Below are 23402 nucleotides of genomic sequence, written 5' to 3' on the forward strand. Positions count from 1 at the left end.
TCTAGAGCAAGCAGCACAGACATGAAAATCACCGCCATTCGCGCCTATCCGGTCTGGGTCGGCATCCGGACGCAGCTCCTGGTCAAGGTCGAAACCGACGAAGGCGTTTTCGGCTGGGGCGAAAGCGGCCTGACGGGCCGCGAGAAAGCCGTGGTCGGCGCGCTCGAACACTTCGCCGAACTCATCGTCGGCATGGACCCGTTCAAAATCGGCGGCATCTGGCAGACGCTCTATCGCAGCCAGTATTTCGAGGGCGGTCGAGTGCTGGCGGCGGCGCAATCGGCCATCGACATCGCCCTCTACGACATCAAGGGCAAGGCGCTAGGCGTGCCGGTCTATCAATTGCTCGGCGGCAAGCAGCGCGACCATATCCCCACTTTCGCGACGACGTCCGGCGAGCCGGGCGAGGCGATGATCGAGCAGGCGCAGATGCTGATGGAAGCGGGCTGGACGGCCATGCGGCTCTCCCCCTCCGGGCACGAAGAGACGATCTACGAGCCGCGCGAGCATATCCCCGTCACCGCAAAATGGTGCACCAAGGCGCGCGAGGTTCTGGGCGACGAAGTGGTGCTGGGGGTCGATTATCACCATCGCCTCTCGGTGGCCGAGGCCGCCAGCTTCTGCCAGAAAATGCCGCGCGGCACGCTGGATTTTCTCGAAGAACCGATCCGGGACGAGACCCCGGAGGCCTATGAATCGCTGCGCCGTATGACCGACATTCCCTTCGCCATCGGCGAGGAATTTGCATCCAAGTGGCAGTTTCTGCCCTATATCGAGCGCGACATTCACCAGTTCAATCGCATCGATATCTGCAATGTCGGCGGGCTGACCGAGGCGATGAAGGTCGCCGGCTGGAGCGAGGCGCATTATGTCGACATGATGCCGCATAACCCGCTGGGTCCGATCTGCACCGCGGCGACGGTGCATTTCGCGGCGGCGGTGGCCAATTTCTCCTGGCTCGAAACCCGCTCCTCGCCCGCCGAAACTCATCTCGGTTTCGACAATTCCGATCTCTTTCCGGTGCAGCCGCGCCTCGAGCGGGCTGTCTATCCCGTGCCTGAGGCGCCGGGCCTTGGTGTCGAAGTCAATGAAGACCTGGTGCTCAAACAGGATTTCAAGTTCTGGAACGCACCCATGCTCAACCGCCGCGATGGTTCGGTGACCAATTGGTGAGCCAAGGGGCCACCATGTTTTCCCAGAGAGTAGTGTGAAATGAAGATCGTTGCGGTCACCCCTTATCTCGTCAAGGAATGGCGGACCATGCTGTTCGTCAAGGTCGAGACCGACGAGGGCATTGTCGGGATCGGCGAAGGCGGGCTTACCTCGCGCGAAGGGGGTGTTGCCGGCATCATCGATGCCCTGGCGCCCTTGCTCATCGGCCAGGACGCGATGCGTTCCGAGCATCTTTGGCAACTGATGTGGCGCAGCGGCTTCCACCCGTCCAATCAGGTCCTCGCCGCCGCCATCGCCGCCATCGATATCGCCCTCTGGGATATCAAGGGCAAGGCGCTGGGCGTGCCGGTCTATCAATTGCTTGGCGGCAAGGTGCGCGACAAGGTCGATACTTATTGCCATATGGCGGCGGCCACGCCGGAGGAATTGCTGGGCGTTGCGCGCCAGCGGGTAGCCGAAGGCTGGAATTGCCTGCGCTGGGACAGTGGCCCGTTCGGTGACACGCTCTATGATCCGCGTCACGCCGTAGACTGGACCATCGAGGCCTTCCGGCTGCTGCGCACCGAGCTTGGGCCTGAAATCGAGCTGGCCTTCGACGCCCATACGCGCACCAGCGTACCCGATGCCGTGCGCCTCTGCCGCGGCGTCGAGCCCTATCGGCCGATGTTCATCGAGGATCCCTTGCGGGTCGAGAACCCCGAATCCTATCGGCGGCTGCGCCAGCAGACTGCCGTGCCGATCGCGGCCGGCGAGCAATTGGGCACCAAGTGGCAGTTCCGGGCGCTGATCGAGGAAGAACTGATCGATTATGCCCGCATCGATATGTGCATCGCGGCCGGCTTCACTGAATCCCGCAAGATCGCGGGATGGTGCGAGACCCATTTCATCGATGTGGCGGTGCATAATCCGATCGGGCCGGTCTCGACCGCCGCCTGCCTCCATTTCAACCTCGCGACGCCCAATGTGCTGGTGCAGGAATTGCCGCGTCGTCCGGGCGAAAGCCTCGGCGATGTGATTACGAGTTCCCATCGTTGGGAAGATGGCTGGCTCTTTGCCTCCGATGCGCCCGGGCTCGGCCTCGAGGTCGATTGGGACGGCCTCGCCCGCTATCCCTTTGAGCAGACAAGCCTGCCGCTCTTCTACCGGCAGGATGGCGCGTTGACGAACTGGTAGGCCAGGCGGCTCGCAGGCTTACCCTTCCGAGCGCACCTGAGGGGCCGGTGCAATGCATCGACCCCGATTTCAGTTGCGACTGAGGCGGTTTCCGGCTTCCGCGTCGAATATGTAGGTGCGCTCGATCGGTGCGGATACGGAGAGACTGGCGCCCGTGTCGATATCCTGCTCGCTCGAAACCAGAACCATGGTCTGGTGGCCAGCGAGATCGAGCGTCACGAAAGTCTGTCCGCCGGTCGGCTCGACGAAGGTGACTTCGCCGGCAAGCGCCCCGCCGGTCAGGAAATGCTCGGGACGAATGCCGACCACCACCTTGTGCCCGTCCACCAATTGCTGATCGGAAACGAAGGGGAAGGTGAGGCCATTGGCCGTTCGCGCAGTGCCGCCCTCGATCACCGCATCGAAGAAGTTCATCGCCGGCGACCCGATGAACCCGGCCACGAACAGGTTGGCCGGCCGGCGATACAATTCCATCGGCGAGCCTTCCTGTTGAATCACGCCGTGATTGAGCACGACGACCCGGTCGGCCAGGGTCATGGCCTCGACCTGATCGTGGGTGACATAGATCGAGGTCACGCCGACCTTGCGGTGCAGGGTCTTGATCTCGCTGCGCATCTGCACGCGGAGCTTGGCGTCGAGATTGGAGAGCGGTTCGTCGAACAGGAAGACCGCCGGATCGCGCACCACGGCGCGGCCCATGGCAACGCGCTGGCGCTGGCCGCCCGAAAGCTGGTTGGGCTTGCGGTCAAGCAGCGGTTCGAGCTCGAGCATGCGGGCGGCCTCGCGGACGCGGCGGTCGATCTCGTCCTTGGGCTTGCCGGAGAGTTCGAGGTTGAATGCCATGTTCTTGTAGACGCTCATATGCGGATAGAGGGCATAGGATTGAAAGACCATGGCGATGTTGCGCTCGCGCGGGGTCAGTTCATTGACCACATTGTCGCCGATCAGGATGTCGCCGCCGGTAATGTCCTCCAGCCCGGCGACCATGCGCAGGATTGTCGACTTGCCGCAGCCCGAAGGGCCGACCAGGGCGACGAATTCGCCGTCCTCGACACTGAGGTTGATGCCCTCGATCACCGACACCGAGCCGTAGCTCTTGGCTATGTTCCGCAGTTCCAGTCCGGCCATAGCTGGCTCCTTACTTGACGGCGCCGGCGGTCAGCCCGGCGATGATGTGTTTCTGCGCCGCGAAGAAAACGATCACGGTGGGCAGGATGGTGAGGGTGATGAAGGCGAGGATGAGCTGCCAATCGGTCGAGAATTCGCCGCGATAGACCATGATGCCGAGCGGCCAGGGATATTTGCTCTCCGAGTTGAGCATGATCAGGGGCAGGATGTAGCTGTTCCAGCTGCCGACGAAGGAGATGATTCCCACCGTGGCGATGATCGGTCGACTGAGTGGCAGGGTGATGCTCCAGAAGAAGCGGATATAGCCCGCACCATCGACAAAGGCCGCGTCGAACAATTCGCTGGGCAGGTTGCGGAAGAAATTGCGGAACAGGAGAATGCTCATGCCCAGTCCGAAGGCCACCTGCGGCAGCACCACGCCCCAATAGGTATCGAGCAGTCCCAGGTCGCGGATGCGGATGAAAAGCGGCAGGATCGCCGTCGCCGCCGGAAACATCAGCCCGATCAGGAAATAATTGAGCAGGAAACCGGAGCCGAAGAATTTGACATGGGCGAAGGCGAAGGCGGCCATCGCCGAAAAGGCGAGGGTCAGGAACACTGTAAGGCCCGCAATCAGAAGGGAATTGCCCATTTGCAGCCAGTAGCGCTGGCTGAAGAGGATGCCGCCGTAATTCTCCCATTGCCAGTCGGACGGCAGACCGAACGGATTGCCGCGCAATTCGCCCAGGGTCTTGAAGCCGCCCAGAGCCGTGGTCACGAGCGGAATGATGATAATCGCCGCCAGGATCGTGAGGCTCGTATAGAGATAGATCTTGGTCGGCAGGCGCTCGCTGCGGCCGCCGGAGCTGGCGGTGGCGGCGTCGATCGGTGCGGTTGTCTCAGTCATTTTTCATGAAGATCCGCTTGTAGCTGAAAGCGAGGACGACGCAGATGACGAAGAGCACGACGCCGACGGCCGAGCCGAACCCGACCTGCATGCGCATGACGCCGAAGCTGTAGAGGAAGGTAACCAGGGTCTGGGTGGCATTGGACGGTCCACCGCCGGTCAGCGGCATGATCATGTCGAACAATTGCAGCGAACCGATCACCGCGAAGAAGACCGACAGGCGGACGGTCGAGCCCAGCATGGGCAGCGTGACCCGGTAGAATTTCTGCCAGCCGGTCGCCCCGTCGATGTCGGCGGCTTCCAGCACGCTCTTGTCGATCGATTGCAGCCCGGCCACGAACAGCATCATGTGAAAGCCGAAATATTTCCAGACGATCACGCCGAGCACCGCATAGAAGGCGACTTGCCGGTCGGCGAGCCAGAACGGTGCGCTCATGCCCATGGCATTGAAGATACCGGCGACGAGGCCGAACTGACCGTCATAGACGAAACGCCAGATCATGCCGGCGGCGACATCGGCCAGCACATAGGGCAGGAAGAACAGAAGCCGGAACATGACCGCGCCCTTGATCCGATGCGTCACCATGGTGGCGATCCACAGGGCCAGCGGGATCTGGATGACGATGGAAACGAGGATGATCAGGCCGTTATTGATCAGGGCCTGGCGAAACGCGCCATTGTTGAAGATCAGCTCGTAATTCTTGGTGCCGATCCACTGCGTGGGCAGGCCGTAGCCGTTCCAATTGTAGAACGAATACCAGGCCGCTTCGCCCATGGGCAGGATGACGAAGACGGTGAAGAGCAGCAGGGCCGGGGGCAGGAACAACACCAGAACCGGCCAGGTGCCGCGCACGCGGTTGCTCTTGCGGCGGGCGATGGCGGGTGTGCGGGCGGATAATGCCCGTGGTGCGCTGATCGAACTGGTCTGGCTCATGAGGGCGCTCCGGATAGGATTTCAGGCAAGACCGCCGCCGCACCGATCCGGTGCGGCGGCGGCTCCGATCACATCTCGAGTGAGAAGGCGTCCTGGATTTGCTGGAGGGCATCCTCGGGCGAGATTTGCCCGGCAGCCAGTTCGGCGGACATGTCGTTGACCACACGGCCGACATTGGGTCCGAGATCCTGGTCGAGATAGTTCTGATGCCAGGTCGCCTGGGCCTTCTGCGCCGCGGCTTCCGCCATGGAGGGATCCTTCACGCCCACTTCGGCCCCGATCGTGGTCGGCAGGATGGCATTGCGCTCGGCGATCTTGGCGGAGTTCTCCGCATTGGTGAAGAACTTGAGGAAATCCTCGGTCTCCGGCGGGGCATTGGTGGTGACCACCCAGCCATTGATGCCGCCGAAATCATCGGTGATCAGCCCGGGCGCGCCTTCCACCACCGGGAAGGGGAAGCGCCCGATATTGTCCTGCACCAGGCCTTCGCCATCGGTCGCCGCACCGCGCTGGATGGTCGGAGTGGCGGTGTTCTCGAAGCCCAGGACGATGGCCGCGCGGCCATCGGCAAACGTGGCCATGGCATCGGGCCAGGTGGCGCCGAGATAGCCTTCCTGGAAGGGCTGCATGGCGCCGAGATCGATCAGCTTCTGGCTGGCGGCGACGAAGCCTTCGCCGGTAAAGCCTTCGCCATTCTTGGCCGCTTCGAAGCCGTCGTGGCCGAGCTCGCGCATGGCCAGGTACGACCAGTAGAAGTGGAGCGGCCACTTGTCCCCACCGCCGCCGGCAATCGGGGTGATGCCGGCATCCTTGAGCTTTTGCACCGCGCCCAGGAAATCGTCCCAGGTGGCGATAGCCGTGCCGTCCACGCCGGCCTGCTCGAACAATTCCTTGTTGTAGAAGAAGGATACGACGCCGGACTGGATCGGTGCGGCCCAGACCTTGTCCTCGAAGGTCATGGCGGCCACGGCGGCGGGATTGATCGAATTGCGCCAGGCGCCGCCATCGGCGTCCATGGCGGCGGTGATATCGCGGATGGCGCCGGTCTGCATCTGCGCCTTCAGCACACCACCGGCCCAGGTGTAGAACATGGACGGCGCTTCATTGGATTGCAGCAGCGTCGGCAGCTTGGCCTTGAAAGCTTCGTTCTCAAGGAACTGGAACTCGATCTTGACGTCGGGGTGCTCGGCTTCATAGGCGGCGGCGATCTCCTGCCAGGTGCCGAGACGCTCCGCATTGGTTTCCAGGTGCAGCCATTTGATGACCGATTGTGCGGAGGCCGAAGAAACCCCTGCCATCAGGGCGGCCGCGCTCAAGGCAATAGCAAGCCGATGCCGCGCCAGGCGGCCGAAAGACACGTTCATGATTTCCTCCCAGGGATTTTTATCCCGATTACAAATTAATTAGGACGCGTCCGCCGGTCGCTGTCAAGTGGCGAACTCTGTGAGGTCACGGAGTTGGCCGCTTCGCCCTTGTGCTGTGCGGCGCATTCGTGCCAAAGAGGCATCAATTAAATCCGCTATGTTTGTAAAATGGCGGGAGGGGGAGACCAGCCAGGATGAAGACGGCCGATCCCGAATTGATGCGTGCCATCAACCGGTTCCACGTACTCGACACCATTCGCCGCAGCGGCTCGATTTCCCGCGTCGAGATCGGTGAGCGCACGCAATTGTCGGCGACAACCATCTCGGCCATCACGGCTTCGCTACTGGACGATTCGCTGATCGTCACGCGCCATGAGGGCGATCTGCGGCGCGACAATGCCAATCGCGGACGTCCCCGCGTCATGCTGACACTGAACGCTTCCGCCGCCCGGGTGGTCGGGGCCAAGATTACGTCGAGCGGCATTTTCTTCGTGGTCACCGATTTCGAGGGGGTGGTGCTGGCGCATCTCAGCGTGCCGGTCCGGGTGAGTGCCTTACCCCTGGATATGCTGGCAGACCTGGTCGAAGATGGCGTGCGGCGCTGCGTGCTCGATGCCGGGCTCGGGCTGGCGGACGTGACCACGGTTGCCCTGGCGGTTCCGGGAATCGTCGAGCATGGATCGGGTCGGGTGCGTTCCAGCACGATTCTGCAGGGCAATGACGTGCCGCTCGCGGCCTTCATGAGCAAGCGGCTCGGCGTCGCCACCATCGTCGAGAGCGACGCGAATGCCATTGCCAAGGCGCAGCACTGGTTCGGTCAGGCGCGCCAATGCGACGATTTCGTCCTGGTGTCGCTTGAGGATTCCCTGGGCCTTGGGGTGATGCATGACGGCCAGATTTTCCGCGGTGCGCGCGAACTGAGCCTGGACCTGGGGCACATGATGATGGGCGTCTCCAATGCGCAATCGCTACGCCTGGCCGATATCGCCAGCGAGAAGGCCATCCTCGACGAAGAGAATGCCGATCTGCGGCTGCGCGAGGCGATGCGCGTGGGACGTGGCATGAGCCACGTGCGCCGGCTCCTCGAAGAGGGCAATGACGGTTTTGCCGCGGCGGCCAGTAGGGCAGGCGAGGCCCTGGGGATAGCGATCGCCAATCTGGCGGGGCTCTTCGCGCCGCCCTTGGTCATTCTCGTCGGATCGAGCCTGGCGTTGGGCCGCGATCTCATCGAGCCTTTGCAAGCGTCATTCGAGCGGGCGCTGACCGAACCGCTCAGGGCCGTTACCAATATCGTCATCGACGAAATCGGCGACGAGGCCTGGGCGCGCGGCGCCGCCGCCGTCGCGCTGAGCGAATTGTATGGCGCGCCCTGGAGCACGACCGGGCCCGCTGCGCGTATCACCTGAAAATGGGCCGGCGCTGCGGGCGCGGACCGATGGCAAGTCGACAAGGAGGAGAGTCACATGCGTGAGGCACTGATCGTCTGGGGTGGATGGAGCGGGCACGAGCCCGAGCAATGCGCCGCCATTATCAAGTCGATGCTGGAGGAAGACGGTTTCACCGTCTATGTGGAAAACACCACGGAAGCCTTCGCCGATCCGGTCATCCACGATCTTAGCCTCATCGTGCCGATCTTCACCATGAGCAAGATCGAAAAGGAAGAACTGGCCAATCTCTGCGCGGCGGTGGAAGGCGGCGTAGGGCTGGGTGGCTATCACGGCGGCATGGCCGACGCCTTCCGCGAGGCTGTCGACTACCAGTTCATGGTCGGCGGCCAATGGGTCGCCCATCCGGGCAATATCATCGACTATCGCGTGGACGTGACGCGGCCGGACGACCCGGTAGTGGAAGGGATCGAGAGCTTCCCCTATCGCTCCGAACAATATTACATGCATGTCGATCCCTCCAACGAAGTGCTGGCCACGACCACCTTCACCGGTGAGCATGCCGCCTGGATCGATGGGGTGACCATGCCGGTCGTGTGGAAGCGCAAGCATGGCAAGGGGCGCGTCTTCTATTCCTCGCTGGGCCATGTCTCGAAGGAATTCGAGGTTCCGCAGATGCGCACGATCATCCGCCGCGGCCTGAACTGGGCGGCGCGTTGAGCGGATCCGGCCTGATTGTCTGCACGGCGCTTGACCGGGCCGTGCTTCTCGATGATCATTGCATTATGGTCGAAGAGGACACCCACATTGTCACCCGCTTGGCCGGCATCTCATCTGGGGGATGCCGGGGCGTAGCGCGCGCGACCTGATCAAGCGACATGCCGATACCGGCCTCGCCCTTGCGGACGAGGTTTTTCGGCATGGCTCGTGCCTCGTCCAATTTTGCAAAGGAATTGAACATGGCACAGAATATCTACGACGATCCGAAATTCTTCGCTGGCTACAGCCAGCTTCCTCGGCAGGTCCACGGCCTGGACGGCGCGCCCGAATGGGACGCCATCAAGGCAATGTTGCCGCCGGTGACGGGCAAGCGCGTCGCCGATCTCGGCTGCGGCTTCGGCTGGGCATCCCGCTGGATGCGGCAGCAGGGGGCCGCGGCGGTAAAGGGGTACGATCTTTCCGAGAAGATGATCGAACGCGCTCGCGCCGACACCGACGACGCGGCGATCGAATACCGGATCGCCGATCTCGATACGCTCGAATTGCCCGCGCAGAGCGTGGAACTCGTCTACAGCGCGCTGGCCTTTCACTATGTCGAGGATTTTGGGCGTCTCGTCGCGATGATGCATCGTGCGCTGGTTCCGGGCGGCGATCTGGTCTTCACCATCGAGCATCCCATCTTCATGGCCGCTTCGCAGCCGCATTGGATAGAAGACGGGGAGGGGCGCAAGACCTGGCCGGTCAATGGCTATGCGCGAGAAGGCGAGCGTCGCACCAATTGGTTCGCCGATGGCGTGCTCAAATATCACCGGACCATGGGCACGCTTCTCAATACGCTCATCAGCGCGGGATTCCGGTTGGACCGGGTCGAGGAATTTGCGCCCACGGAGGCTCAAATCCTTGCGAATCCGGGCCTCGCCGAAGAGCTGGAGCGGCCGATGATGCTCCTGATCGACGCCCATAGAGGCTAGTCACGCACGCTTTGCGCAAATGGGCCGCCCGTCACGAGACGGCCCACCGCATATAGGTCATTGCCGCGGGAGAGCTGCCGTCACAACATGAAGGCGTCGAGGTCCATATCGGGCTCGGTTTCGGTCTCGGCATGGGCATTGCCGTGGGGGAAGAGCCGGTCATGGATCATGCGCTCTGCTTCCATCGTGTAAGACTGGCGCAATTGGCCGAGAATGCCGGTCGTGCCGGGGGGCAGAATGTCCGGGACAGGCTCGCTGGTGAGGCCGGCAATGGTGAGGGCCGTGTCGTCCAGCGTTTCGGCCAGCTCCGACTGGCCTGCCATCCCGCTTGCCGCGGCGTCGAGCAGGGCGATCACTTTGGGGCCGTCGGCATTGAGCCGGGCGAGAGCGCTGGCAAGGCGTTGGTCCAGTCCAGCCAGGATGTCGAGTGCCAGATTGGCCTGTTGCTCCAATTCGGAAATCCGCCCGGCGCCGGTCTGTTCGGCCGCGGCGCCAAAGGCGCCGGCCAGTGACGAGGATTGGTTGAGCTGCTGCATCGCCGCTTCGGCGGCCACTACCGTCTCCGTGGTCAATTCGCGCAATTGCATGGCAATGACGGTGAGCGAGGCGCCGCGCGGCCCCAATTGGGCGCAGCGGACCGCAGCATTGAGGCTGACTAGGCGCATATTGGCCTCGATATCCTGGACGGCCCCGACGTGGTCGAGCAGTACATGTACGGTGTCCTGCACCGCCCTGGCCACGATTTCCAGCTTGGCGCGCTCGGCCTCGAAGTCCCTGAGGATCGTGACGGCGGCGCGCAATTGTGCACTGAGACCGGCGATGGCGGAGGCCTGACCTTTGCCGTCTCCTTCGAAATCCCGGCTGCGGGCCATGATGGTGGCGGCATCGCTGGCCAGGGCCTTCAAATCCTGCTCCGCCTGTTCGACCTCCTGTGCGAAAGCGGCGGCGATATCGGTGAGCTGGGTTTGCTGCAGCGCGGCAAGGGCAGCGATGGCGGCCGGCCGCTCGGCGTCTTCCAGGAGGTCGCCATCAGCGACGCTGGCGAGGGTGGAGAGTCCGGCTTCGACGTGCTCAAGCCGCTGGCGCGTTGCATCGCCCACCTGGAGCGACATGACGGCGCTGCCGATACGTCCCACGATCTGCCGCGAAACGCGGCCGGTTTCAGCGCTCCCGGCCGCGGCGGTGCTGCGCTGGCGATCCAGGGCGCCGATGGTCTCGGCCAGGCTGACGGCGAGCCCGGACAGGGTATCGGCATGAGCGGATTCAAACCGGGCACGCTGGGTGGCGGCCCGGTCAACTTCGGCGGTCAATTGCCGATAGATCTGGGCGAATTCCTGAATGGTGCGGCTGGCGGAATCCGAAAGAGTGGCAATGTCGGTGGTGAAAACGTCGAAATCATCACTGTCTCCGACAATGCCCGCGGCGGTGACGCGGGCATTGACGGAAACGATGCCCATCATCTTGACGGCCCGGCGCAGGCTCGCAATGGGCGAACTGGCCGCGGCAACCACATCTATCAGCCGGGCCAGTTCCGCCTTCTCCTGAGCGAAGGTGTCCGCGAGCCGGTTCGCCCGTTCGGCAACCGCCCCCAGATGCGACAAGGCCTCTTCCACTTCGGTGCCCTGAAGCGCCTCCGGTAGCGCCTCGAACAGCTTGCTCAGCGTGTTGAGCAGGGTGGCGCCCTCGGTCAGGCGCGTGCCGACGGCAACGAACGCGGTCTCGATGTCCTGTCGAGGACGGGCAAGGTCGGTGGCGAGACGTGCGACCGCTTCTGCGGCGACGGGCATGGTCATGCTGTTGCTCCTGCGTCGGCTCCGCCCTGGCGGCCAAAGGCGATTATTTCCCCCGCCATCTTGTTGAGGGGCAGCGTATGTGTGGCCGCACCACGCTGAATGGCTTCCTTGGGCATGCCGAAAACGACGCTGCTGGCCTCGTCCTGCGCGATGGTGGGACTGCCCATCTGGCGCATTTCGAGAAGGCCCCTGGCGCCGTCATCGCCCATGCCGGTGAGCAGCATGCCCATGGCATTCCGTCCGGCCGTCTGCGCGGCGGACCGAAACAACACGTCGACCGAAGGACGATGCCGGGACACATGAGGACCGTCCTCGATCCTGATCGTATAGCGCTGGCCGTTGCGAACCAGCAGCATGTGCAGATTGCCGGGCGCGATCAGCGCCTGGCCGGGCTGAACGAGATCGCCATCCTGAGCTTCCCTGATCCGGATGGCGCAGCTCGCATCGAGGCGCCGCGCGAAGGCGGAAGTAAATTTCTCGGGCATGTGCTGAACGATGAGAATGGCCGGGCTGTCCGCCGGCAGGCGTTCCAGCACCTCGCGCAGCGCCTCGGTGCCGCCGGTCGAGGCGCCAATGGCGACAAGAGGATCGGTCAAGGGGATACGGCCGATCAAGCTCTGCCGCCGTGCCTCGGACAAGGGCGGCAGGACGGCGTCGGCGGTCAATTTGGCTTCCACCTTGAGGTCGGGCTGGGCGCGCAGGACGGGTGCGGATTTCTGCACGCCGCGCATTCTGGCATGAGCGGCCGCCTTGGCGGCGTCGCAGATGCGCATGCGTGATTCCTGCAGGAATTGCGCGGTATCGACGCGCGGCTTGGCCACAACGTCGACCGCTCCGGCTTCCAATGCCTGCATCAACGTATCCGAGCCCACCTGGGCTAAGCCGGAACAGATGACGACCGGGATGGGCCGTTGCGACATGATCTTGCGCAGGAAGGTCAGCCCATCCATGCGGGGCAATTCGATATCGAGGAAAATGACATCGGGCACTTCCTGGCGAATACGCTCCACCGCCACATAGGGATCGGCTGCCGTGGCCATGACCTCGAGGTCGGGATCGGCGGAAATGATGTCGCTGAGCGTGGTGCGCACCGAGGCGCTGTCATCGACGATCAGGACGCGGATTTTGCCGCTGGATGCAGTCATGACGGACACTCAGATTTTCTGGAACACCGCGGGCGCGACCTGCCGCATGGTGATCGATGTGCCCACCATGGATTCGGAATGCCCGAGTAGCAGATAGCCGCCTGGCCGCAGATGATCGATGAGACGGGAGATAACGGCGGCCTGGTCGGCCTTTTCGAAATAGATCAGCACGTTGCGCAGGAAGATGATGTCGACATCCCGGTCGATGGGGAAACTCGACGCCATGAGGTTGAGGCGGTGGAATTGCACATTCCGTCGCAATTCGGGGACGATGCGCACCTCCGGCCGGGGACCGGGACGGCGTGCGAACATCAGGTAGCGCGATTGCATGCCCGGAGGCACCGGGGCGATCATTTCGGCGGGATAGATGGCGCGGCGGCCCTGGGCGAGAACGTCCGTCGAGACATCGGTGCCCAGGATGGAATAGCGGAAATCGCGGCGTTGGGCGGCCATGTCGGCCAGCACCATGGCAATGGTATAGGCCTCGGCGCCAGTGGAACTGGCGGCACTCCACACCTTGAGCAGCGGGTTGCGCTCGGCAAGGCGTTGCGCCAGGAGGTCCGGGACCAGCATCTTCTCCATCAGCTCGAAATGCTCGGGCTCGCGGAAAAAGTCGGTCTTGTTGGTGGTGACGGCGTTGATCAGATAGGGCAATTCGCTGCCCAGGCCATCCTGGCGGAACAGATAATCGCCATAGGCGCGCAGGCTGGCCAGGTGCAGCGCGCGGATGCGTTTGCGCAGTCGGCCTTCCACCATCAGCCGTTTTGCCGGCGGCAGGCGAATGCCGACCTGTTCGCCGATCAGCGCCGCGATGCGCTGAAAATCGGCAACGCTCAGGTGGTCGTCCTCGGCGGAGGTGGGCAAGGCGCGGGCGAGACTGGACAAGATATACTCCGAAAACGCGGGCGAGACGGGCGGCGCGGCCGGCCGATCAGGGGTCAGGCGGCGCGGCTGGCAAGGCCGGCGGCGTCGCCCAGCAGGTGGTCGAGGTCGAGCACGGTGACGAAATTGCCGTTGCGGCGTCCGATGCCCGCGATGCAATGGCCGCTCCAGCCCGCATGGGTAGCGGGTGGCGGATCGAGGTTCTCGCTGTCGAGCACGGTGACTTCGAAAACGCGGTCGGCGCGCAGGCCGAGCGTGACCTGGCCATCCTTGCCGGTCACGCCCAGGACGATGATGCGGGTATTCTCCGTGTCGTCGGCAGGGGGCATGCCCAGCGTCATGCGCAGGTCGAGCACCGGCACGCCCTGGCCGCGCACGTCGATCATGCCCAGCAGATGCGGCGGTGCCTGCGGCAGGCGGGCAATGGGGCGCATGTCGAGGATTTCCTGGACGCGGGCGACGGGCGCGGCGAAGAGGTCAGTGCCCACGCCAAGCGTTACATATTGGGATCGTTCGGCCATGAGGTCGGTCCTGGAATGTGCGATGAACGACATTCCCGGCCGCCCGCAGGCGGCCGGGAATGTTTGGGTAGGATCAGGCGGCGCCGCGACGAGTGAACTCGCTGTCGAGATCGTCCATGTCGTCACCATCCAGGTCGAGGTCGAAGCCGCCGCCCTTCGCCGGCTTTGTCTTGCCGGCCGGCTTGCGCGGCGCCATGTGCGGCGCCTTGGCCAGGATGGCCTGGCGCAGCTCGGTATCGGCCCGGGCCGGAGCGGTCGCCGCGGCGATTGCGCTCGCATCAACGCGGAAATAGCTGATGGCCGACTGCAATTGCTCGGCCTGGCTGGCCAATTCCTCGGAGGTGGCGGACATTTCCTCGGCGGCAGAGGTGTTCTGCTGGGTCACCTTGTCGAGCTGCTGGATGGCGGTGTTGATCTGGGCCGCGCCGGCATTCTGCTCACGGCTGCCGGCAGAGATTTCCTCGACCAGTTCGGCGGTGCGCTGGATGTCGGGAACCAGCTTGCCCAGCATTTCGCCCGCCGATTGCGCCGCCTTGACGGTGGTGCCGGAGAGGGTCGAAATTTCGGCGGCAGCGGTCTGGCTGCGTTCGGCGAGCTTGCGCACTTCCGAGGCGACCACGGCAAAGCCGCGGCCATGTTCGCCGGCGCGCGCAGCTTCCACCGCGGCGTTGAGGGCGAGCAGATCGGTCTGGCGGGCGATTTCCTGCACGACCATGATCTTTTCGGCGATGGTCTGCATGGCGGTGACGGCATTGTTGACCGCCTCGCCCGAGGCAATTGCATCGGCGGCCGATTGCCGGGCAATCTTCTCGGTCTGGGACGCATTGTCCGCCGATTGCTTGATCGTGGCGGCCATCTCTTCCATCGAGGCGGAAGCCTCTTCGGTCGAGGACGCCTGTTCGGTGGCGCCCTGGCTCAGCTGTTCGGCGGTGGCCGACATTTCCTGGCTGCCGGCGGCCACGTTGCGGGCGGCGGCGGTGACTTCGGATACCACTTCGCGCAGCTTCTGCGTCATGGCGTTGAGCGTCTTGATCAGGTCGCCGACTTCGTCATCGCTCCTGGCCGTAGCGGTGGCATTGAGATTGCCCTCGGCCACTTCCTCGGCGAGCTGCACGGCGCTCGACAGAGCCCGGGAGATCGAGACCACGATCCAGATGGCGGCGACGGCGGCGATGATGATCGAGCCGATCAACAGCGCGATCAGGAAGGCGCGGCTGTTCTCATAGAGAATATCGGCATCGCTCAGGGCCGTGGCGACATTCTGCTGGTTGCGCGCGACGATCCGGTCCAGCGTTGCAACGGCTTCGGCGCGCAGCGGTGCGCCGATATTGTCGACGATCTCGGTGGCATTGTATTGCGAGCGCTGGATGGCGATGGCGTTGCCCTTTTCCATTGCTGCGAACATCGCGTCGAAATTGGCGCGCAGCTCGGCGACAAGCGCGGCTTCGGACGGACCTGCCAGGCGGCCCAGCCGGTCGATATTGGGCTGGATGCGCTCATGGACGCCGTCGAAATCGTTGAACCATTCGTCCTGCTTGGCGGGGTTGCTGGAGGCAAGCAGCACGTTGCGGTGCTGGCGGAAGACGTCGCTGGCATCGAGGAAGAGGGTGCTGGCGGCTTCATAGGCGGGGAATGCCGCCATGTCGCCGGCCGCGATGCGCTGCGCCAGCGACGGCAGCAGCTTGCCCATCGTGGTTTCAACGGCGGTGATCGCGGCGCTGCCTTCGGTGGTGGTGATTTCGAAAGCGGCCGTATCGGTGTTCTTCATCGCTTCGGCGCGGGCGTCGGACAGCGTTTCCCAATAGGTGTCGAGGGTGGCCATGAAGCTTTGCATGTCGGCGACATTGTCCGGACTGGTGAAGTTTGCCGCCAGATCCTGGGCATTGGTGCTCAGCGTGTCGTAGTTCTGCTGCATCGAAGCCTGCAGCGCCGTGAGCTCGGAGGTCTCGGTGCTCAGAACCATTGCCCGCATATTGTTGGACAAGGACACGAGCTCGATTTCCAGCTCCTTGAGCTGCTGCGAGCGGGCGACCGGGCCGTTGACCACCGTTTCCATGGAATCGTTGATGGTGCCCAAACCCTGGATACCCAGAAACATCCCGACGCCAGACAGCGCCACGACGGTGGTGAACACCGCCGCCAATTTAGTCTTTATAGTCAGTCTCACGATGCTGGCCTTTCTTCTGATGCTGCCAAGGACGGTGTCCTGCCGTCCGTCGTTTCGAAAATCCGTTCCATGTCGGGAATGATGATGAAGCCGCCATTGCGCTTGCCGATGCCCTTGATGAATTCGGGGCGCCAGCGCATGCCGACCTTGGGTGCTTCCTCGATGGAAGCCGCCTCGATATCGGTGACGTCATGCACCTTGTCGGCCAGGATGCCGGCAATGGTGGGTTCGCCGTCTATGTCCACTTCCATGACGACGATGCGCGTATCCTCGTCCGGCTCGGGCCGCGCCATGCCGAACATGACGCGCAGGTCGGCCAGGGGCACGACGCGGCCCCTGACATTGATGAGCCCGCCCGCAAAGGCCGGAGCATTGGGAACTTCGGTAATGGGCACGAGATCGAGAATTTCGCGAACGCGGCTGGCTTCGACGGCGAACAATTCGTCCTCGAGCCGGATGGTCAGCGCCTTCATCGGCGCACCGGGGATGGTCATGCGGCTCTCCCCGGCTGGGTGCGGTCGACATAGCTCTGGCCGGATGACACCAGATGGGCCGTGTCCAGGATCAGGGCCACGGTGCCGTCGCCAAGAATGGTGGCTCCGGAGAAGGACTTGCTGGAGGAATGCAGTTTGGAGAGCTGCTTGATGACCGTCTGGTTGTTGCCGATGATCTGGTCGACCACGAGGCCGACACGGCCTTCGCCCGAGGAGACGATGACCACCTTCTGGTGCAGTTCGGCGGGCGCCGTCGTGCCGAAGACTTCGCGCAGCCGCAGATAGGGTACCAGGCTCCCCCTTATATCGAGGAAGTTGCGCCCCTTGGCATGGGCCTCGATACCATCCGGCAGCTCGACGCACTCCTCGACCGCGGCGAGCGGGATGGTGTAGCGGCCATTGCCGACACGAACGAGCATGCCGTCGATAATGGCCAGGGTCAGCGGCAGGCGCAGGGTCATGGTCGTGCCCAGGCCGGGCCGGGTGGTGACCTCGATGGTGCCACGCAGCCCGTCAATGGTGCGCTTGACCACGTCCATGCCGACGCCGCGCCCGGAGAGCGAGGTGACTTCCTTGGCGGTGGAAAAGCCCGGCGCAAAGATCAGGTGGTGCAATTCCTGGTCGGTCAGCTTGGCATCGGCGGCGATGAGGCCATTCTCCTCCGCCTTGGCGCGGATGCGCGTGGCGTCCAGGCCCGCGCCGTCATCCGATACGGAAATGGCCACTTCCGCGCCGGAATAGACCGCCGAAAGCCGGACCACACCCTTGGCGGGCTTGCCGGCTGCGGCGCGTTTCTCGGCGCTTTCGAGGCCATGGTCCACCGAATTGCGGATCAGATGCACGAGCGGGTCCGCCAGGCGCTCGATCATGGTCTTGTCGAGCTCGGTTTCCTCGCCGGCGGTGATGAATTCGATGGGCTTGCCCAATTCGCCGGACAGATCGTGTACCAATCGCCGAAAGCGGCTGAACAGGCTGCCGATCGGCACCATGCGGATACCCATGGTGGTGTCGCGCAGGCCGGAGGAGAGGCGTTCGAGTTCCTCGGCAATGGTCTTGAGGCCGGTATCGGCGCTCAGCGCGGCAATCTGGCTGAGGCGGGCCTGGGCGATCACCAATTCGCCAACCCGGTCCATCAGTTCATCGAGGCGTTCGGCGGGCACCCGGAGTGAGGAGGCCGCATTGCCATCCGGCTTGTCCGCCGCCCTCACCTTGGGATTGGGAGGTTGCCTGGCCGATATGGCCGCGCTGGGCTGCGGCTCTTCGGCCGCGACCGGCTCGGCGGCGATAGCGATCTCTGCGGGTTCCGGCAGGGGCGCAATCTCTGCCGCGGCGGTATCAAGGGGCGCCAGTGTCAGTTCCATATTGTCGCGAAGGAACAGGAACACATCGTCGATGGCGCTGGTCGGGTCGTCCGCCTCGATGTCAACCTGCCAGCCGATATGCGGCACTTCCGGATCGAGCGCCTCCAGGGGCGGCACCCGGTCGGTGAGCGCGGTGATCTTGGTGGGGCCGATCTGCGCCAGTTCTTTCAGCAGCAGCAACGGATTGGTGCCGTAGATCAATGCGTCCGACGGCAGATAGAAGACCAGGCGCCAGCTTTTGGCGACCTCGGGCGGTGCCGCCGGGGTGCTTGCGGCGTTGGTCTTCGGGCTCGGCGGGGCCTCGGCCGGCGCGCCCGCAACGACGACGCGCAGATGCGCCAGGATTTCGTCGCCGCCCTGGGCCCGGCTTTCGGGGCTTTCAATCAGCAGGTGGATGTGGTCCTTGGCGTCCAGCGCCACCTGAATGAGCGCGGCATTGGCCTGGCTCTGCCCCTTGCGCACCCGGTCGAAGGCGGTTTCGAATTCGTGCACGAATTCAGCCACGGCGGTGAAGCCGAACATGGCGCCCGATCCCTTGATCGTGTGCAGCGCCCGGAAGGTGGAATTGACGAGATCCTGGTTGGACGGGTCCTGTTCCAGATCGAGCAGACCCGCTTCGAGCTGGTCGAGCAGCTCGCGCGCTTCCTGGCGGAAGGTCTCGGTGGGATCGGCGATGTTCATGCCCCGGTGACCTTCTTGATGATGGCCAGCAATTGGTCCTGCTTGAACGGCTTGACGATCCAGCCCGTCGCGCCGGCCTCCTTGGCCTGACGTTTGAGCTCCTCGTCGGATTCCGTCGTCAGCAGGATGATCGGCACGCCCTTGCTCGCCGGGTGCTGGCGATATTTCTGGATGAATTCGATGCCATTGAGGACCGGCATGTTGAGGTCGGTCAGGACGGCGTGGACGTTGTTCGCGATGGCCTTGTCATAGCCTTCGGCGCCATTGGCGGCCTCGATGACATCGAGGCCGGCCGACACCAGGGTCATGGACACCATCTGCCGGATGGAAGCGGAATCATCGATGGTGAGGATGGTCTTGCTCATGCCGTAACGTCCTAAGGCTGATCGGAGGAGGGGGTCCAGAAGTCCCGGTCGGGCTGGGTGGGCGACAGAAAGCCGGCATGGTCCAGGACATGGCGCAGCGCTTCGCCCAGGGGGAGGGCCAGGGTCAGGACTCCGCCCCGCGCCTTGGCGGAGGCGCGCGCGGCGAGCAGGGTTTGCACGGTGGTGAGATCGGCGGTCGTCAGCGCCTGGCTATCGACGCTAATGGTCTTGTGACTCTCGAGGGCCTGGCGCAGGCCGGCGGCGATTTCCGCCGCGAACTTGATGCCGGCATCGCCGGACAAGACATGCGTGTGATCTTGGCTCCCGGTCATGGACATGACCGGGTTTGGTTTATTCCGATGGTCGACATTCTGTCTTTCAATCGTGATGTTCTGGCGGGAAGCGTGAGGCGCAATTTCTGCTACGCGGCTCGGTCTCTCGGTTCTGGATCGGTCAATGTTCGCCGTATTCCCATCCGGCTTGTTACTATTATCTACACCCGATATTTAACCGATGGTTACGTATGGGATTAATTTTGAAAAATCGAACGGCAAGTATTATTGTTTAATAGAGAAATAAATAGAGTAAATTCTTTGTTTTTCTTGAATCGATGCAGAATCGACTCTGCGGTCGAGAGCGATTGGTGGAATCGACTCTGAATCAAGCGGCAAGAAAGCCGCGCGTCATGATTTCGATTCAGTGCGACGATGCGGGCTAGGGGGCGACTACAGGCCTTCAGAAGGGGGCGAGCGATGCGTAATGGGCGTCGCATGCTTGGCTTGCACGATCAGAGACCGACCGCGCGCGGTTCGGGTTCGCCCTGCATGATGGCGCAGATTTCCGGCCATTTGGCGCGAAAGGCGGCGACGCAGGTGGGGTCGAAATGGCTGCCGCTGCATTTCACGATTTCGGCATAGGCCTGCTCGATCGGCCAGGCCGCCTTGTAGGGTCGTTCCGAACAGAGGGCGTCGAAGACATCGGCGATGGCGACGATGCGCGCTTCGACGGGAATGTCGGTGCCGGACAATTGGTCGGGATAGCCGGTCCCGTCCCATTTCTCATGATGGCTCTGGGCGATGAGTTCGGCGGTGCGGATCAGGTCGGACCCGCCCCGTTCGAGAATGCGGGCGCCAATGGTCACATGCTCGCGCATGATCGCCATTTCCTCGGGCGTCAGCTTGCCCGGCTTGGATAGGATGGCATCGGCAATGCCGATCTTGCCGATATCGTGCAGGGGCGCGGCCAAGTAGACCATGCGGCGGCGATCGGCGGACAGGCCGATGCCCTCGGCGATGAGCTGGCTGATCTGAGCGACGCGGGAAACGTGCTCGCCGGTATCGCCGTCGCGATATTCGATGGCGCGCGCCAGGCGATAGATGATCTCTTCCTCGCGGGCCAGCAAATGGGCGGTGGCGCGTTCGACCTCGCGGGTCAGCCATTGGGCGCGGTCGGCCAGTTCCACCTGGGCCTGGCGCAGGGCCAGCAGGTTGGCGACGCGGGCCTGGAGTTCGGTGGGGTCGAACGGCTTGTGCAGGAAATCGGTGGCGCCGGCCTTGATCGCCTCGATGCGGACGCTCTTGTCCAGATCGGAGGTGACCATGATCACCGGCACGATGCGATAGGCGGGACGTGCGCGCAGGGCGGCGGTGAAGGCGATGCCGTCCATTTCCGGCATGATATGATCGACGATGACCAGGTCGAACTGGCTGGAATTGCATTTTTCCAGCGCCTCGAGCGGGCTCAGGCACAGCTCCAGCTCGCCCGCCAGCGTCTGTTGGACGATGGTGCCGATCAGGGCCAGGCTTGACCGGCTATCGTCGACAATCAACAGGCGCATGCTAGAGAACCCCCGTATCTCTGCCGGCCGGGAGGATAGGCAAGAGGTCTTAGGCGGAGCTTAACGAGGGCGGGCTTTCCCGGCGCCGACATGGTATGGGGGCGCGGATCGAAAGGGCGGCGTGCATGGGCAAGGGCAGGATCGGCATTGTGGGCGGCGGGCCGGCCGGATTGATGGCCGCCGAAGCGGCGGCCCTGGCCGGCGCCGAGGTGAGCCTTTTCGAGTCCATGCCCAGCGTGGGCCGCAAATTGCTCATGGCGGGCAAGTCGGGGCTCAATATCACCCATGCAGAGGACCATGCGGCGCTGCTCGGCCGTTATGGGGCCGCGCGGGACCGTCTGGCGCCGGCATTGAACGGCTTTGGCAGCCAGGCGCTGCGCGATTGGTGCGCGGGGCTGGGGGTCGAAACCTTTGTCGGCTCCTCGGGCCGGGTCTTTCCCAAGGCGATGAAGGCCTCGCCCCTGCTGCGCGCCTGGCTGGGGCGGCTGGCCGGATTGGGCGTCGATATCCGCACCCGGCATCGCTGGACCGGCTTCGGAGGAGAGAGCCTGCTGTTCGGGACGCCCGAGGGCCGGGTCAGCGAAGCCTTCGATGCGGTGGTGCTGGCGCTGGGTGGCGCCAGTTGGCCGCGCCTGGGTTCGGACGGCGCCTGGGCGCCGCTGTTGTCGGCGCGGGGTGTCGATCTGGCGCCGTTTCGGCCGGCCAATTGCGGCTTCGAGACCGATTGGAGCCCGCTCTTTGCCGAGCGTTTCGCCGGCATGCCGGTCAAGGCCATATCGGCGACCAGTGCGGCGGGGACGCTGCCGGGCGAATTCGTGATCAGCCGCTGGGGCATCGAGGGCAGCCTGGTCTATGCCCATGCGGCCGCCTTGCGCGATGCGCTAGAGCGCGATGGCGTCGCGGACCTGGTGCTCGACCTCGCGCCGGGCCGGACGCTGGAGCGGGTGACCCGGGACCTGGAGCGGCAGCCGCGCAAGGCGAGCTTCGCCAACCGGCTGCGCAAGGGGGCGGGGCTCGATGGGGTCAAGCTCGGCCTGTTGCGGGAGGCCTTGCCCGAGCCGGGCGGGCTCGACAATGCGACACTGGCCCGGCAGATCAAGGCGCTGCGCCTGCCGGTCCGGCGCCCGCGGCCGATCGCGGAGGCGATCTCGGTCGCCGGCGGCGTTACCTGGGACGGGGTGGATGAGGATTTCATGCTCAAAGCCGTCCCGGGCCTGTTCGTCGCCGGCGAGATGCTGGATTGGGAAGCGCCGACCGGGGGCTATCTGCTGACAGCATGCCTCGCCACCGGGCGGGTGGCCGGGCGGGCGGCGGCGCGCTTTGCCCAGGCCATCTAGGGCCTCGCCTGGCAGGTCAGGCCCTGGCCGTTCCAGTCGATCTCGATCGTGGCGTGGTTGACGCCGTGATCCTCCAGCAGGGTCCGGCGCACCGCCTGGGTAATGGCCGCCGGATCGGCCCCGGGCTCCAGCCGGATTTCGAGCGTGGCCATGGTCTGGCCGGAGGACAGCGACCAGACATGCAGGTGGCCGACGCCGGCGAGGCCGGGAATGGCGGCGGCGAGGTCGGCCTGCAGGCGGTCGGGCTCGAAACCGTCGGGGGCGCCTTCCATGAGGATGTTGAAGGTGCGCATCAACAGGGCCCAGGCGCTGCGCAGGATCAGGAGGCTGACCAGAACCGACAGGATCGGATCGATGGGCATCCAGCCGGTGAGCCAGATGATGATGGCGGCGGCGATGGCGCCGACCGATCCGAGCAGGTCGCCCAGCACATGCAGCAGCGCGCCCTTGATGTTCACATGGTCCGCATCGGCGCGCGAAAGCACCCAGAAGACGGTGAGGTTGACCAGGAGACCCAGCACCGCCACCACGAACATGGGGCCGGCCAGGACCTCATGGGGCTCGAGGAAACGCTGCACCGCCTCATAGGCGATCCAGCCCACCAGGGCGAAGAGGGTAAGGGCGTTGATGAGCCCGGCCAGCACTTCGAGCCGGGAATAGCCGAAGGAGCGGCGCGCATCGGCGGGCCGCCGGCCGAGCCGGAAGCCGAGCCAGGCGAGGAACAGAGCGACGGTATCGGTCAGCATGTGGCCGGCATCGGCAATCAGCGCCAGCGACCCGGAAAGCACGCCGCCGATCACTTCGGCGATCATGAAGGTGCCGGTGAGCATCAGGCCGATCAACACGGCTCGCTCATTGCCGGCGCTCACCTGGGGCGTATGGCTATGCCCGGAATGGTCGTGGTCATGCCCATGATTGTGGTCATGCGCATGGTCATGGGAATGGGCCGGCATTGTCGCGTCCTTATTCAGATGCATGTATGAATATACATTCATATGAAGATGTCAATCGGGTTCCCGATATGCGTGGCTTTGCGCCGGACGGCATAAAAACCTCCGGGTTTGAAACGTCGATGGAAGCCCCGA

General features: G+C 64.0%; 22 protein-coding genes. 6 read left to right on the top strand and 16 right to left on the bottom strand.

Going from position 1 to position 23402, the window contains the following annotated elements; genetic code table 11:
* Positions 1 to 21: 21 nt before the first annotated feature.
* Positions 22 to 1173 carry a mandelate racemase/muconate lactonizing enzyme family protein gene (locus tag A3840_RS01870; protein WP_067450995.1) on the top strand — a complete coding sequence of 384 codons (1152 nt, stop codon included), beginning with the start codon at positions 22 to 24 and terminating at the stop codon, positions 1171 to 1173.
* A 39-nt stretch (positions 1174 to 1212) separates the two neighbouring features.
* Positions 1213 to 2346 carry a mandelate racemase/muconate lactonizing enzyme family protein gene (locus A3840_RS01875; RefSeq protein ID WP_067450998.1) on the top strand — a complete coding sequence of 378 codons (1134 nt, stop codon included), beginning with the start codon at positions 1213 to 1215 and terminating at the stop codon, positions 2344 to 2346.
* Between the two features lie 69 nt (positions 2347 to 2415).
* On the opposite strand, the gene A3840_RS01880 is transcribed toward A3840_RS01875, so the two are convergent.
* From A3840_RS01880 to A3840_RS01895, 4 genes are all read right to left on the bottom strand, one after another.
* Positions 2416 to 3474, bottom strand: coding sequence for an ABC transporter ATP-binding protein (locus A3840_RS01880; protein ID WP_067451001.1), 1059 nt, complete (start codon positions 3472 to 3474; stop codon positions 2416 to 2418).
* A 10-nt stretch (positions 3475 to 3484) separates the two neighbouring features.
* Entirely contained in the window at positions 3485 to 4360 is an 876-nt protein-coding gene (locus A3840_RS01885; RefSeq protein WP_082903575.1) for a carbohydrate ABC transporter permease, read from the bottom strand.
* Complete coding sequence (locus tag A3840_RS01890) at positions 4353 to 5294, bottom strand: carbohydrate ABC transporter permease (protein WP_067451004.1); 942 nt, start codon at positions 5292 to 5294, stop codon at positions 4353 to 4355. The genes A3840_RS01885 and A3840_RS01890 overlap by 8 nt, the downstream gene beginning before the upstream one ends.
* A gap of 68 nt (positions 5295 to 5362) precedes the next feature.
* Entirely contained in the window at positions 5363 to 6658 is a 1296-nt protein-coding gene (locus A3840_RS01895) for an extracellular solute-binding protein (protein ID WP_067451007.1), read from the bottom strand.
* Positions 6659 to 6852: 194 nt separating this feature from the next.
* On the opposite strand from A3840_RS01895, the gene A3840_RS01900 reads away from it, so the two are divergent.
* Together A3840_RS01900 and A3840_RS01905 are read left to right on the top strand one after the other, a co-directional pair.
* On the top strand, positions 6853 to 8064 hold the full coding sequence (locus A3840_RS01900) for an ROK family transcriptional regulator (protein ID WP_067451010.1): 1212 nt from the start codon (positions 6853 to 6855) through the stop codon (positions 8062 to 8064).
* Between the two features lie 57 nt (positions 8065 to 8121).
* The gene (locus A3840_RS01905) at positions 8122 to 8763 is read left to right on the top strand and encodes a ThuA domain-containing protein (RefSeq protein ID WP_067451014.1); all 642 of its coding nucleotides are present in this window, start codon (positions 8122 to 8124) and stop codon (positions 8761 to 8763) included.
* A gap of 55 nt (positions 8764 to 8818) precedes the next feature.
* On the opposite strand, the gene A3840_RS01910 is transcribed toward A3840_RS01905, so the two are convergent.
* Positions 8819 to 9004: a hypothetical protein gene (locus A3840_RS01910; RefSeq protein ID WP_067451017.1), complete on the bottom strand. Its 186-nt coding sequence runs from the start codon at positions 9002 to 9004 to the stop codon at positions 8819 to 8821.
* On the opposite strand from A3840_RS01910, the gene A3840_RS01915 reads away from it, so the two are divergent.
* Positions 9003 to 9734, top strand: a complete 732-nt coding sequence (locus A3840_RS01915) for a class I SAM-dependent methyltransferase (protein WP_067451020.1) — start codon at positions 9003 to 9005, stop codon at positions 9732 to 9734. The genes A3840_RS01910 and A3840_RS01915 overlap by 2 nt on opposite strands.
* 80 nt (positions 9735 to 9814) lie before the next feature.
* Here A3840_RS01915 and A3840_RS01920 read toward each other — a convergent pair whose 3' ends face one another.
* From A3840_RS01920 to A3840_RS01965, 10 genes are all read right to left on the bottom strand, one after another.
* Positions 9815 to 11527 carry a coiled-coil domain-containing protein gene (locus A3840_RS01920; RefSeq protein WP_067451023.1) on the bottom strand — a complete coding sequence of 571 codons (1713 nt, stop codon included), beginning with the start codon at positions 11525 to 11527 and terminating at the stop codon, positions 9815 to 9817.
* Entirely contained in the window at positions 11524 to 12672 is a 1149-nt protein-coding gene (locus A3840_RS01925; protein WP_067451026.1) for a protein-glutamate methylesterase/protein-glutamine glutaminase, read from the bottom strand. The genes A3840_RS01920 and A3840_RS01925 overlap by 4 nt, the downstream gene beginning before the upstream one ends.
* Positions 12673 to 12681: 9 nt before the next feature.
* Complete coding sequence (locus A3840_RS01930) at positions 12682 to 13557, bottom strand: CheR family methyltransferase (protein ID WP_082903576.1); 876 nt, start codon at positions 13555 to 13557, stop codon at positions 12682 to 12684.
* A 53-nt stretch (positions 13558 to 13610) separates the two neighbouring features.
* Positions 13611 to 14075 carry a chemotaxis protein CheW gene (locus A3840_RS01935; protein ID WP_067451060.1) on the bottom strand — a complete coding sequence of 155 codons (465 nt, stop codon included), beginning with the start codon at positions 14073 to 14075 and terminating at the stop codon, positions 13611 to 13613.
* Positions 14076 to 14148: 73 nt separating this feature from the next.
* Positions 14149 to 16242: a HAMP domain-containing methyl-accepting chemotaxis protein gene (locus tag A3840_RS01940; RefSeq protein WP_067451032.1), complete on the bottom strand. Its 2094-nt coding sequence runs from the start codon at positions 16240 to 16242 to the stop codon at positions 14149 to 14151.
* A complete protein-coding gene (locus A3840_RS01945; protein ID WP_067451034.1) occupies positions 16239 to 16736 on the bottom strand; it encodes a chemotaxis protein CheW in 498 nt (165 codons plus the stop codon). The genes A3840_RS01940 and A3840_RS01945 overlap by 4 nt, the downstream gene beginning before the upstream one ends.
* Positions 16733 to 18778 (bottom strand): chemotaxis protein CheA, encoded by a 2046-nt coding sequence (locus A3840_RS01950; protein WP_067451037.1) that lies wholly within the window; start codon positions 18776 to 18778, stop codon positions 16733 to 16735. The genes A3840_RS01945 and A3840_RS01950 overlap by 4 nt, the downstream gene beginning before the upstream one ends.
* Positions 18775 to 19143 (bottom strand): response regulator, encoded by a 369-nt coding sequence (locus A3840_RS01955; RefSeq protein WP_067451040.1) that lies wholly within the window; start codon positions 19141 to 19143, stop codon positions 18775 to 18777. The genes A3840_RS01950 and A3840_RS01955 overlap by 4 nt, the downstream gene beginning before the upstream one ends.
* A gap of 11 nt (positions 19144 to 19154) precedes the next feature.
* Entirely contained in the window at positions 19155 to 19475 is a 321-nt protein-coding gene (locus tag A3840_RS01960; protein WP_165603104.1) for an STAS domain-containing protein, read from the bottom strand.
* Between the two features lie 455 nt (positions 19476 to 19930).
* Positions 19931 to 20980, bottom strand: coding sequence for an HD domain-containing phosphohydrolase (locus tag A3840_RS01965; RefSeq protein WP_067451045.1), 1050 nt, complete (start codon positions 20978 to 20980; stop codon positions 19931 to 19933).
* Positions 20981 to 21105: 125 nt separating this feature from the next.
* On the opposite strand from A3840_RS01965, the gene A3840_RS01970 reads away from it, so the two are divergent.
* Positions 21106 to 22317 (top strand): TIGR03862 family flavoprotein, encoded by a 1212-nt coding sequence (locus tag A3840_RS01970; protein WP_067451048.1) that lies wholly within the window; start codon positions 21106 to 21108, stop codon positions 22315 to 22317.
* On the opposite strand, the gene A3840_RS01975 is transcribed toward A3840_RS01970, so the two are convergent.
* Positions 22314 to 23270, bottom strand: a complete 957-nt coding sequence (locus tag A3840_RS01975; protein ID WP_067451063.1) for a cation diffusion facilitator family transporter — start codon at positions 23268 to 23270, stop codon at positions 22314 to 22316. The genes A3840_RS01970 and A3840_RS01975 overlap by 4 nt on opposite strands.
* Positions 23271 to 23402: the final 132 nt, after the last annotated feature.

It is taken from the genome of Devosia elaeis, assembly GCF_001650025.1.
Taxonomy (GTDB): Bacteria; Pseudomonadota; Alphaproteobacteria; order Rhizobiales; family Devosiaceae; genus Devosia; species Devosia elaeis.

Excerpts from the sequence above, each read along its gene's own strand:
- A3840_RS01905 (WP_067451014.1), top strand. The coding sequence starts at position 8,122 with ATGCGTGAGGCACTGATCGTCTGGGGTGGATGGAGCGGGCACGAGCCC.
- A3840_RS01910 (WP_067451017.1), bottom strand. The coding sequence starts at position 9,004 with ATGTTCAATTCCTTTGCAAAATTGGACGAGGCACGAGCCATGCCGAAA.
- A3840_RS01935 (WP_067451060.1), bottom strand. The coding sequence starts at position 14,075 with ATGGCCGAACGATCCCAATATGTAACGCTTGGCGTGGGCACTGACCTC.
- A3840_RS01965 (WP_067451045.1), bottom strand. The coding sequence starts at position 20,980 with ATGCGCCTGTTGATTGTCGACGATAGCCGGTCAAGCCTGGCCCTGATC.
- A3840_RS01945 (WP_067451034.1), bottom strand. The coding sequence starts at position 16,736 with ATGACCATCCCCGGTGCGCCGATGAAGGCGCTGACCATCCGGCTCGAG.
- A3840_RS01925 (WP_067451026.1), bottom strand. The coding sequence starts at position 12,672 with ATGACTGCATCCAGCGGCAAAATCCGCGTCCTGATCGTCGATGACAGC.
- A3840_RS01875 (WP_067450998.1), top strand. The coding sequence starts at position 1,213 with ATGAAGATCGTTGCGGTCACCCCTTATCTCGTCAAGGAATGGCGGACC.
- A3840_RS01955 (WP_067451040.1), bottom strand. The coding sequence starts at position 19,143 with ATGAGCAAGACCATCCTCACCATCGATGATTCCGCTTCCATCCGGCAG.
- A3840_RS01885 (WP_082903575.1), bottom strand. The coding sequence starts at position 4,360 with ATGACTGAGACAACCGCACCGATCGACGCCGCCACCGCCAGCTCCGGC.
- A3840_RS01950 (WP_067451037.1), bottom strand. The coding sequence starts at position 18,778 with ATGAACATCGCCGATCCCACCGAGACCTTCCGCCAGGAAGCGCGCGAG.
- A3840_RS01960 (WP_165603104.1), bottom strand. The coding sequence starts at position 19,475 with ATGACCGGGAGCCAAGATCACACGCATGTCTTGTCCGGCGATGCCGGC.
- A3840_RS01920 (WP_067451023.1), bottom strand. The coding sequence starts at position 11,527 with ATGACCATGCCCGTCGCCGCAGAAGCGGTCGCACGTCTCGCCACCGAC.
- A3840_RS01975 (WP_067451063.1), bottom strand. The coding sequence starts at position 23,270 with ATGCCGGCCCATTCCCATGACCATGCGCATGACCACAATCATGGGCAT.
- A3840_RS01970 (WP_067451048.1), top strand. The coding sequence starts at position 21,106 with ATGGGCAAGGGCAGGATCGGCATTGTGGGCGGCGGGCCGGCCGGATTG.
- A3840_RS01890 (WP_067451004.1), bottom strand. The coding sequence starts at position 5,294 with ATGAGCCAGACCAGTTCGATCAGCGCACCACGGGCATTATCCGCCCGC.
- A3840_RS01900 (WP_067451010.1), top strand. The coding sequence starts at position 6,853 with ATGAAGACGGCCGATCCCGAATTGATGCGTGCCATCAACCGGTTCCAC.
- A3840_RS01915 (WP_067451020.1), top strand. The coding sequence starts at position 9,003 with ATGGCACAGAATATCTACGACGATCCGAAATTCTTCGCTGGCTACAGC.
- A3840_RS01870 (WP_067450995.1), top strand. The coding sequence starts at position 22 with ATGAAAATCACCGCCATTCGCGCCTATCCGGTCTGGGTCGGCATCCGG.
- A3840_RS01880 (WP_067451001.1), bottom strand. The coding sequence starts at position 3,474 with ATGGCCGGACTGGAACTGCGGAACATAGCCAAGAGCTACGGCTCGGTG.
- A3840_RS01895 (WP_067451007.1), bottom strand. The coding sequence starts at position 6,658 with ATGAACGTGTCTTTCGGCCGCCTGGCGCGGCATCGGCTTGCTATTGCC.